This window comes from Staphylococcus simulans, assembly GCF_002902285.1.
Lineage (GTDB): Bacteria > Bacillota > Bacilli > Staphylococcales > Staphylococcaceae > Staphylococcus > Staphylococcus simulans.
In genome coordinates this window covers 1-2,318 of record NZ_PPRU01000075.1, presented here as the reverse complement: position 1 = coordinate 2,318, position 2,318 = coordinate 1, and the positions used below count along the sequence as shown (strand labels likewise).

The window sequence follows — 2,318 nt, the reverse complement described above, 5'->3', positions numbered from 1 at the left end:
ATTATATATGTTCTATTTTTTTATGTTCACATTTTTTAAAAGAGAAAATATTATTAACATACCAAACATCATAATTCCAGTTACTATAATTATAAATGCTCGATAATCTTACTCAACTTTTCCATATAGAAAATAACTTATTTTAAATTAATTAATTAATCACATTAAAAAATTATATAATCCTTGCCAAAAAAGAACATACGTTCTACAATGATGATGAGGTGGTAAACATGATTCCAAATCCTAATGCGCCAGATGAATATAAATATGAAACTGATTATAGAAAAATACCAAGAAAATATTTAAACCCTAAAATCCCTCAAGGGCGTGGAAAAATCAAATGGCAAGCTTTTGCGACTCTCCCGCAACAGTTTGAAATTTTAGAACAAATTATAAAGGATCAAAATAAAATAGAAAAACCATTGCTAACACATGATTCATTAGATAATTTAGATCAGATTTTTCAAATAAAAATTCAAAATGATGAGTTATGTACAATCTCATATTGGGAAGACGGTAACATTTCAAAATATACAGGAAAAATTTTAAAAAAGGATGAAATTAGTAATACATTTTCCTTTTCTGATACTAACAATAATATATATAATTTAAATAATGCTAACGTTTGTAGTATCACTTAACACTATTTAAACTTTTAAAAAGTTTAAATAGTGTTCTTATAATTACCTTTTTCGAAATACTTCTAGCAAAATCATTATAAGTATCATACTGATATTAAATATATTATTTTTATCACTGAAAAAAATTTCTACTACTTGGAAAATTGATAAAAGACTTATTATTAACAAAAGTTTATTTAATTTTTCGCTTCTTTCTTCTTCCTTATATGACTGCTCCAATTCAATTAGTGATAATTCTTCTTTGTTTAATTCTTCAATATATTGTGGAGATTTAAAATCATTATTATTCTTTAGATACAAATATAAATATAAACTAGGTAAAAGCTCTGTTCTATAAATAATTGCAATAGATCTCTTGAAATTTAGTATCCATTGTCTAAAATATAGGGCTTCTTTTTTTCCATTTAAATTATATTGTTGATACCCATACAATTGTAATTCATTTAACATAGTTTCTAAGAAAAAGAAATTAGCAGAACTATTGAAATAAAGTGCCATTTGAGAACATTTTTCTAAAACATCTCCTTCTTGCTCATCCATCCAAACTACAAAAACAGATGCTTTATTCAAGAAGTTTATATAATTATCGCTATAACCATCTTGCCTAAAATGTTTACTTTTTCCTTCAAATGAAAAAATAGGCGCATTTACTAACCACTCTTGAATCTTCACGTCCTCATAGAAAGGATCATCAGTAAATTCATTTTCATTAGCTAAATAATAAACTTCAAAACCCATATTTTTAGATACTTTATATTCAAAAATATCCTTACTATTAATTTTTATAATTCTATTAATTTGTCTAGAAACATCTCTAATATTTTTACAATGTCTATTACCATACAATTGATACTGTCTTTGTCTATTATTTTTTTTCTTGATTAATTAGAGGATATATCTTATCTTTTACACATGAGAAAGTACTATACAAGTCGCTTCCAAAGTTTATACTCTCTAAGTCTTCAATGATTTCTATAACAAATGTACCATTGTTAAATATAGTTAAGGTTAAAAAAATAAATTCAAAGTGTTCTCATGAGTAATTTCAATATGTGGAGTGAATATATATTTTTTATATTTGTATCCATGTATATTATTTTGATCAAACAATCCATCATTAATATTTGCATTAGTAGCAAATTTTTCTAAAAATTTTTCTAGTTTTTCGTGATATTCTTTTGTATGTCTTTTATATCTTCCAGGTAAAATCCAATAATCATAATTTACCGGGGGGTTGTCAGGAGATAAAATGCGTATAACTCCTTTTACATTCAATAGAATTTCCTCAATTTTTTCAAACCAAGGGTTCATGTTATTATCTTTTATATTTATAGCAGTAGCATATTGATATGTTACTTTATAGCCTTGTAATTTATTAATATCTTCTAGAATCTTTTCAATTTTATTGTCCATTATTTTAAATATCCTCATATAGCCTAGAATATAAAACGCTAATTTCTTCTTTCAACATTTTTTTCTCTTTTTCTAAAGAATTTACTTTTCTTTTTAAAGAGGAGATTAACGCATCTTTACCGTCATTTTTATTTTTATGAACAAATATTTCTCTGTTTTGTTCACGTAACTTCTCTATTTTATTTCGAATTTTATTATTTTTATATAATGTAGCTTTCGAAACTTTTGAATGTTTAGAAACGATGTTAAAGTTAATTTCTTTAT

2 protein-coding genes and 1 pseudogene are annotated in these 2,318 nt (G+C 24.4%); 1 reads left to right on the top strand and 2 read right to left on the bottom strand.

Annotation, left to right across the window (positions count from 1 at the left end; all coding sequences use genetic code 11):
- Positions 1 to 230 precede the first annotated feature (230 nt).
- On the top strand, positions 231 to 641 hold the full coding sequence (locus CD112_RS13065) for a YolD-like family protein (RefSeq protein WP_000612779.1): 411 nt from the start codon (positions 231 to 233) through the stop codon (positions 639 to 641).
- A gap of 42 nt (positions 642 to 683) precedes the next feature.
- Here CD112_RS13065 and CD112_RS13060 read toward each other — a convergent pair.
- Positions 684 to 2,054, bottom strand: a pseudogene (locus CD112_RS13060) (hypothetical protein).
- A 4-nt stretch (positions 2,055 to 2,058) separates the two neighbouring features.
- Positions 2,059 to 2,318: DUF6262 family protein (locus CD112_RS13055; RefSeq protein ID WP_103364451.1), on the bottom strand; the 260-nt coding region annotated here is incomplete at its 5' end.

Bases quoted from the DNA above. Each gene is read 5' to 3' on its own strand.
- CD112_RS13065 (WP_000612779.1), top strand. From the start codon at position 231: ATGATTCCAAATCCTAATGCGCCAGATGAATATAAATATGAAACTGAT.